Source organism: Ochrobactrum sp. SFR4, from assembly GCF_019730395.1.
GTDB lineage: Bacteria > Pseudomonadota > Alphaproteobacteria > Rhizobiales > Rhizobiaceae > Pseudochrobactrum.
In genome coordinates this window covers 1-7,333 of the sequence record NZ_JAAPBB010000035.1, presented here as the reverse complement: position 1 = coordinate 7,333, position 7,333 = coordinate 1, and the positions used below count along the sequence as shown (strand labels likewise).

Below are 7,333 nucleotides of genomic sequence, written 5' to 3'. Positions count from 1 at the left end.
TGATAGAGCTATCATGAGCCGAAAATCCTCTCTTCTCAATTAACACTGTTTTGTCTCAAGGGCGCTGATGTCGGACAACAAGAATGCTCAGAGCCGATCTCGGTCTTTCGTGCAGCTTTGGGCATGATAAGAATCTCCGCATATTCCGAGTACCATGAGTACTATAATATAGTCTGCGCCTGTCTGACACTGACGGCCCATAATCTGGGCCTGCCGATAAAACGGAAGGTGGTCCGCATATTTGGAAACCAGAACATGTGCGACCGTTGCTTCCGTCGGCAAGCCTGACGGGATCAACCGGGCGGGTACTGGCACTTGCACAACACCATCCGTACACGTGCGGCAGGCATATTTTGGACGGTGGGTGACAATGACACGGAACTGCGCGGGGATCACATCCAGTCGTTCAGAAACATCTTCGCCAATGCAATGCAGACAACCACCGCAGGCACATGTCAGGCTTTCTGGTTCAATTACTTCATCAATGCACGGCAGGTGCTTTGGTAAAGAACCGCGATTGATGGCACGTGGCTTTGAGGCAAGCTGGTGCAAGCTGTATCCGCTTCATCTTATGCATGGGTCGCCGCTACGGCTGTTTCCAGATCTTCCAGGGCCAGATCTAACTGCTCAGGATTAATCTTCTCTGACTCGCGTCCAAAAGCGGCCTGTTTGAAGGCGGCAACCAGCTTCTCCAGCCGCGCTATCCGATCATTTTTACGAAGACCGAGCGCTGTTGCTGCGATCAGAAGCGCCTTCAACTCAGCAATATCATTGGGAAGGTCAGTGGCATCCAGCATGGGCCGAACTTACCAAATCCGGCCTTGATATGCTCGATGATTATGTTCTCAGAGTCATCGTGCCGCAGCTATCGTGCCAGTGCTCAATAGCTATTCAACCGTAATCGGCGCTCTCGCGTCCACCGCCCGCACGCGTCGCCAATCAAGCCCTGCAAATAAAGCTTCAAACTGTGCATGGTTCAACGACATCAGCCCATCCCGATCTTTGGCCAGCTGAACGTATGGGCTTCCAAACGCTTATAAGCCAGGACCATACCTGTGCCGTCCCAGTAGATCAGTTTTAACCGATCCGCCTTGCGCGAGCGGAACACGAATACAGTTCCCGTAAATGGATCCTTGCGCAGTTCGTTCTTCACCAACGCAGCAAGCCCGTCATGGCCTTTACGGAAATCGACAGGTGTTGTCGCCACCATGATACGCACCCGATTGGAAGGAAATATCATCCTGAGACCGCCAGTCCACGCGCCACTAACAATACGCGAAATTGGCGCACCCGATTCAAGGCAGACTGTCACTGGACCAATGCATATCTCAACGCAGCTGGTGTCAGAGCCCGATTGTTCCGCCAAGGGCTCGCTGATCACCAACCCTGCGAGTTCTATTCCGTCTTCAGGTGCGGGCAAAACCAGTTGACCACGTTTGGCCAACGTCCGCCACATAGATAAACGGCTTGCCCGAACACCATAGCGCTGCGCAACATCCTCGTGCACCAGGCCGAAGAGTTTCTGAGACAAGCCTAGCCTTGAATTCCGGCGTCCATTTATTGCTTCCCCCGCTAATACTCTTCTCAGGGGTGAGAAACTCCACCGTAGGCCCCATGGGGAAACCCCTTCATCCTGCCATGAAGGCCTAGTCGAACCGAAGCTGCGAAAATGGCCAACTTACGAAACAGACAATGAACAAAAGACATCAAATGGGCGGCCATTGCTGCGCACCATGCAGAAAACGCAAGATTTCGATCCTTTGTAACTTCAGTTGAACGCGATAGACGAGGACAAACGGCGTTCGGTTGATAACCAATTCTCGGGTACCTCGTTTTCGTCCGACTCGTCCCATTTCTGGGTACTGGATGAGCCTCTCTGTTTGCTGTTCAATCTCGTCGAGTTGATCAAGGGCGGTACGTGGATTTTCTTGAGCGATATAGGCAATGAGATTCATGCGATTTCCGCGCGCTTGAGGAAGCCAGACAATTTTCATTCAGTTTCGCCTGTGATCCGCGCCAACAATTCAATGCGTTGGCGCGTCATGTCCTCTTTGACATCCTCATGAGAAACCCACTCTGTATCGGGGTTATTGGCTTCCTTCAGTGCTGTTTCGACCTGTTCGCGGAACCATTTATCATGGGCTACAGCTTCGTGAGCCTGACGTAATGCAGCACTGCGATCTGGGCGCGTATAGGATTTTCCACCATCGGCTTCGTAATCGGCAGCATCAACGTCGAAGTGCTGTATTCCGATATCTTTGAGATAGGTAACAAGTGTTTCCATACGCCGGAATACACGCACCTGACGGTTACGTTGTGCTGCAAGAGCCCGCTCGACCATACCGTATTTAACCATCAGCGACCATCCGCCAGGCTGTCCGATCACATGTGCACCGCGTACGGCACCAGCTTCAACAAGACGTGACAATGTATTGTGATCAATGATTTCGGCAGACATTACGGGGGGGAGCTCCTTTTGCCGTGTAATCTATTGAAACATCATCGCGCAATCAATTAATTTTTGCAAGGTATTTAACAATAAACCCATCAGTTCACGTTCCATAACGCCCGTTCTCTGATCGCAAGTTCAGACTTTGTTCTTTGAAATGGCCAAAATCGCAGTTTCGGGCCGACTAGGCCAAGTCCGTCGCCAAAAACTTCACCAACCTCCAGACGAGCTCGGTATTTGGCCGATAAATTATCGTGGTGCCGATGCGTTGGGTTTGGACCAGTCCGGCGCGCTTCAACACGTTGAGATGAGACAACATCGTGTTTTGCGGAATATCGAGCAGTTTTCCGATGTCTCCTGAGGGCAATCCCTCCGGCGAGTGATCCAGGAGAAGACGCAGTGCATCAAGTCGCGTGGTTTGCGCAATGGCTGCAAATGCCTCTACGATAGCTGATTTTTCCATATGTCTAGATATATAGACTGTTACTCGATTGATCAAGCTGGGGCTAACAAAACACGCAGAATAAATCCGTATTTCTGGAAAAATGCAATGTTGTCATCTTCCTGTAGTGCAAGTACCGAATAAGCGTAGGTGTGTGTTTTGGATCGATGGAGAACCTGATGGCCGCACTGGCGATATCCGTAGCTTTTGCAATGCCAGCTCAGGCGGACTTTAAACTCGACGCCCGCTACGCGGATGCGGACGGCGATATGGTCGCCGACATTCCGACCGATACCAGCCAGCTTGTGGACCCTGATACACTGGTGTTCGCCTACACCCCGGTCGAAGATCCAGCTGTTTACGCCGATGTCTGGAAAGGCTTCCTCAATCACCTCGCAGAAAAGACTGGCAAGAAGGACCAGTTCTTCCCAGTTCAGGAGAACGCGGCTCAGATCGAAGCCATGCGCGCCGGTCGTCTGCACGTATCCGGCTTCAACACCGGCTCCAATCCGATCGCTGTCGCCTGCGCCGGGTTCCGGCCGTTTGCGATGATGGCGTCCAAGGACGGCGCTTTCGGCTACGAAATGGAGATCATTACCTACCCAGACTCTGGGATTGAAAAGATTGAAGATGTGAAGGGCAAGAAACTCGCCTTCACTGCTGAGACGTCCAACTCCGGTTTCAAGGCACCCTCGGCATTGCTGAAGTCCGGATACAAACTTGAGGCAGGTAAGGACTTTGAACCGGTTTTCTCCGGCAAGCACGACAATTCGGTCCTCGGCGTTGCCAACAAGGACTACCCAGCTGCCGCGGTTGCAAATTCCGTCATGAAGCGAATGGTCGCCCGTGATATCGTCAAGGCAGACCAGATTATCTCAATCTTCAAATCGCAGACTTTCCCGACCACAGGTTACGGCGTGGCCCACAATCTGACCCCGGAATTGCAGGAAAAGATCAAAGACGCCTTTTTCTCCTACAACTGGGAAGGCTCGGCGCTCTTGAAGGAATTCGAGACCTCGGAACCGCCGCAGGAAAAATTCATTCCAATCTCCTTCAAGGAAAACTGGTCTGTCGTTCGCCAGATCGACGAAGCCAATGGCGTCACCTATGCGTGCAAGTAAACACGTTGGACCAATAGGCGCCGGGTCGTACACGCGACCCGGCGCTTACTCAGGTTGTGAAGGCGGAGAACGATAATGCTGAGGATCACGGGGCTCACGAAAACCTACAAGACCGGCGACAAGGCGCTGAACGGGATTAACTTGCAAATCCCTGCTGGCCAGGTCGTTGGGTTGATCGGACCCTCGGGAGCCGGAAAGTCCAGTCTCATCCGCTGCGTGAATCGTCTTATCGAACCGACGGCCGGCAAGATCTTTCTTGGCGAACGCGATGTTACCGCGTTGTCGCGATCTGATCTCAGGGTCGCGCGCCGCCGTATTGGCATGATCTTCCAGGAATATGCTTTGGTTGAGCGGCTGACCGTGATGGAAAATGTGCTCTCCGGTCGGCTCGGCTACGTTCCGTTCTGGCGCAGCTTTTTACGCCGCTACCCCGCAGACTACGTGCTGAACGCATTCGCACTTCTGGATCGCGTTGGTTTGACGGCTCATGCCGACAAGCGGGCCGATGCCCTTTCAGGCGGTCAGCGCCAGCGCGTCGGGATCGCGCGAGCGTTGGAGCAAGACCCTGAACTGCTTCTTGTCGATGAGCCAACAGCGTCGCTCGACCCCAAGACCTCACGGCAGATCATGCGGCTGATTGTTGAGATCTGCAGGGAACGTAACCTTCCGGCAGTCATTAACATCCACTACGTTCTGCTGGCCCAAGCCTTTGTGCAAAGGATTATCGGCCTGCGAGCCGGTGAAGTGGTCTTCGACGGTACGCCTGATCAACTCGACACAGCTGCACTCACCCGCATCTACGGCGAAGAGGACTGGGTCGCTATGCAGAAGCAAGCCCAGGATGATGTCGAAGAAGAGCGTCTCGCAGCTATTGAGCGCAAACAAGCGCAAGAGCACATGGCGGGAGCCCTCTGATGGCCGAGGTGGTGTCAATGCGCTATCCCGACAGGTGGCGGCGGCCACCGCTGTTTATCAAATCCGCGGTTTTGCGCTGGCTGATCTATGTGTGTGTTGATCTATATCATCGCTGCCGTGGCGACGATCGAGATAAACTGGGCACGCGCCTACGAAAGTCTGGATCGTGGCTGGCGTTTCCTGCAAGATTTTCTGGTTCCGGATTTCACCACGCGCTTGCGTGACATCGCGCAGGGACTTGAAGAGAGCCTGACGATGACTGTGACCTCGACAATCGTCGGCATCCTCATTTCCGTTCCGATTGGTATCGGCGGGGCGCGTAATCTCGCGCCGGTGCCAGTCTACTATGTGTGCCGTTCGATCATTGCCACATCGCGCGCCTTTCAAGAAATCATCATTGCGATCCTGCTCGTCGCGATGTTCGGATTCGGCCCCTTCGCTGGCTTCCTGACGCTCACGTTCGCGACGATTGGTTTCGTAGCAAAGCTGCTTGCAGATGCTATCGAAGAAATCGATGAACAGCAGGCAGAGGCTGTCCGTGCCACAGGGGCATCGTGGCTGCAGCTCGTCAATTATGCGGTCCAACCTCAGGTGATGCCGAGGTTGATAGGACTTTCGCTCTACCGGTTTGACATTAACTTCCGTGAATCGGCCGTTATCGGCATCGTCGGGGCAGGGGGTATCGGTGCAACGCTCAACATGGTGACGCTTGGAGCGCTCGCCGGCACGGTGCTGGCGGTACCGATCGCGTTTCTCGCTGCACGCAACACGACGCCAAGCATGCTTGTGTTTCGGCGGATCGCACTTTTCCTGATTGTGGCATCACGCTCTATCAACTCGCTGATCTGGGCACTGCTGCTTGTCTCCATTTTCGGGCTTGGACTACTTGCCGGCATCATCGCGATCGCTCTGCGGTCAATCGGCTTCGTCGGCAAGCTTCTTTATGAAACGATCGAGGAGATTGACCAGATGCAAGTTGAAGCCGTCTCATCGACCGGTGCAAGTTGCATGCAGGTGATCGACTACGCGATTGTGCCTCAGATTCTGCCATCGTTCCTCGGGATTACCGTGTTCCGTTGGGATATCAACATCAGGGAATCGGCGATCCTCGGCCTCGTTGGTGCAGGCGGGCTCGGTCTCAAGCTTCAGTCTTCTCTGAATATGTTGCCTGGCCCCAGGTGACGACGATTTTCATCCTCATTCTAGCGACGGTCATCCTGTCCGAATGGGTCGCGGCCACCGTGCGCAAGGCGATAGTGTGATCCTGAGATGCAGAAGTTTTGAGGCTCGCCGCGCGACCTATGGTATCGTTGTGGAGTCGTTTCGCGCCTTATCCGAGGAAACACTTTGCAGGGCACGATATAATAAACATGTTGACTTTGACCATAATTCTAGTAATCTAGATATATGGAAAAAGAACAGGCAATTCTCGCTCTTGCAGCGCTCGCTCAACCAACCCGTCTTGAAACCTTTCGGCTGCTTGTAAAGCATGCGCGGGAAGGGCTGCCGGCCGGCGATATAGCGCGTGCACTCGTGGTGCCGCAAAATACCATGTCGGCGCATTTGAATATTCTGTCGCGGGCAGGGCTCGTATCATCGCAACGGCACAGCAGGATCATCATGTATCGTGCGAAGATTGAACAGCTTCGCGATATGACGTTGTTTCTTCTAAAGGATTGTTGCGGTGGATCAGCTGAACTGTGTGCCCCACTCATCGCTGAACTTACCCCGTGTTGTATCCCGACCCCGCAGGAAAGTCTGGCATGAGTGCCCTCAGGATCGAACGCGTGCACGGGAGCAATCTCGATCTCAAAAAAGCGCTAGTGGACGCCGATCTTCCGACGGATGACATCGAGGATGAGGGGCGGATGTTCTTCAGGATTGTGTTCGACGATGATCAGACGGTCGGCTTCGCAGGTCTTGAAGCATGCGGGGGTGATCAGCTTCTGAGATCAGTGGTCGTTCTTTCGGGTCAAAGAGGGAAAGGTGTCGGCCATGCAGCCGTCTCGGCGGTTATGGCGCATGTCGAGCGAGGCCACGATGTTTACCTTGCGACAACGAACGCATCGCCGTTTTTCGAGCATCTCGGATTCATCGAAGTTCAGCGGAAAAATCTGCCAGCTGGGGTGCTCGCAACCCGGCAGCTTTCCTCACTCTGCCCATCATCGGCGACCATCATGAAACTTATTCGTCCGCCGACCTAGCCAAGGATCACAGAAATGACCGAAAAGACCTTTAACGTACTCTTCCTGTGCACGGGCAACTCCGCACGTTCCATCCTCGCCGAAGCTATCCTCAACAATGAAGGCGACGATCGGTTCAAGGCTTATTCTGGACTTGTCACGGTTTGATTCCGCCTCCTTAAATAGACTATTTGTCATTAAGGAGAAGAATTATGGCAGTTTC

The 7,333-nt window shown here is 53.6% G+C and carries 7 protein-coding genes and 5 pseudogenes; 7 read left to right on the top strand and 5 right to left on the bottom strand.

The window, feature by feature from the left end; all coding sequences use genetic code 11:
* Nucleotides 1–189: 189 nt before the first annotated feature.
* The 5 genes and pseudogenes from HBA93_RS17490 to HBA93_RS17470 form a co-directional block, all read right to left on the bottom strand.
* Nucleotides 190–797: pseudogene (locus tag HBA93_RS17490) on the bottom strand (transposase domain-containing protein); the annotation flags it as partial.
* A 90-nt stretch (nt 798–887) separates the two neighbouring features.
* Nucleotides 888–1,240: pseudogene (tnpB, locus tag HBA93_RS17485) on the bottom strand (IS66 family insertion sequence element accessory protein TnpB).
* 466 nt (nt 1,241–1,706) lie between these two features.
* A complete protein-coding gene (locus HBA93_RS17480; RefSeq protein WP_221724136.1) occupies nt 1,707–1,994 on the bottom strand; it encodes a type II toxin-antitoxin system RelE/ParE family toxin in 288 nt (95 codons plus the stop codon).
* Nucleotides 1,991–2,458 carry a hypothetical protein gene (locus HBA93_RS17475; RefSeq protein ID WP_221724135.1) on the bottom strand — a complete coding sequence of 156 codons (468 nt, stop codon included), beginning with the start codon at nt 2,456–2,458 and terminating at the stop codon, nt 1,991–1,993. Before HBA93_RS17475 ends, HBA93_RS17480 begins: the two co-directional genes overlap by 4 nt.
* Nucleotides 2,459–2,633: 175 nt before the next feature.
* Nucleotides 2,634–2,912, bottom strand: a complete 279-nt coding sequence (locus HBA93_RS17470; protein ID WP_286202026.1) for an ArsR/SmtB family transcription factor — start codon at nt 2,910–2,912, stop codon at nt 2,634–2,636.
* A 146-nt stretch (nt 2,913–3,058) separates the two neighbouring features.
* Here HBA93_RS17470 and phnD point away from each other — a divergent pair, with 146 nt between their 5' ends.
* The 7 genes and pseudogenes from phnD to HBA93_RS17435 form a co-directional block, all read left to right on the top strand.
* Nucleotides 3,059–4,012, top strand: a complete 954-nt coding sequence (gene phnD, locus HBA93_RS17465) for a phosphate/phosphite/phosphonate ABC transporter substrate-binding protein (protein ID WP_221724134.1) — start codon at nt 3,059–3,061, stop codon at nt 4,010–4,012.
* Nucleotides 4,013–4,087: 75 nt separating this feature from the next.
* The gene (gene phnC, locus HBA93_RS17460) at nt 4,088–4,927 is read left to right on the top strand and encodes a phosphonate ABC transporter ATP-binding protein (RefSeq protein WP_221724133.1); all 840 of its coding nucleotides are present in this window, start codon (nt 4,088–4,090) and stop codon (nt 4,925–4,927) included.
* Nucleotides 4,927–5,626, top strand: a pseudogene (gene phnE / locus HBA93_RS17455) (phosphonate ABC transporter, permease protein PhnE); the annotation flags it as partial. The gene phnC and the pseudogene phnE (HBA93_RS17455), both read left to right, overlap by 1 nt.
* Nucleotides 5,618–6,189 (top strand): annotated as a pseudogene (gene phnE / locus HBA93_RS17450) (phosphonate ABC transporter, permease protein PhnE); the annotation flags it as partial. The pseudogenes phnE (HBA93_RS17455) and phnE (HBA93_RS17450), both read left to right, overlap by 9 nt.
* Nucleotides 6,190–6,334: 145 nt before the next feature.
* Nucleotides 6,335–6,694: an ArsR/SmtB family transcription factor gene (locus HBA93_RS17445; RefSeq protein ID WP_221724132.1), complete on the top strand. Its 360-nt coding sequence runs from the start codon at nt 6,335–6,337 to the stop codon at nt 6,692–6,694.
* Nucleotides 6,691–7,131: an arsenic resistance N-acetyltransferase ArsN2 gene (gene arsN2, locus HBA93_RS17440; protein ID WP_221724131.1), complete on the top strand. Its 441-nt coding sequence runs from the start codon at nt 6,691–6,693 to the stop codon at nt 7,129–7,131. The genes HBA93_RS17445 and arsN2 overlap by 4 nt, the downstream gene beginning before the upstream one ends.
* Nucleotides 7,132–7,146: 15 nt before the next feature.
* Nucleotides 7,147–7,260, top strand: a pseudogene (locus tag HBA93_RS17435) (arsenate reductase/protein-tyrosine-phosphatase family protein); the annotation flags it as partial.
* Between the last annotated feature and the right edge of the window lie 73 nt (nt 7,261–7,333).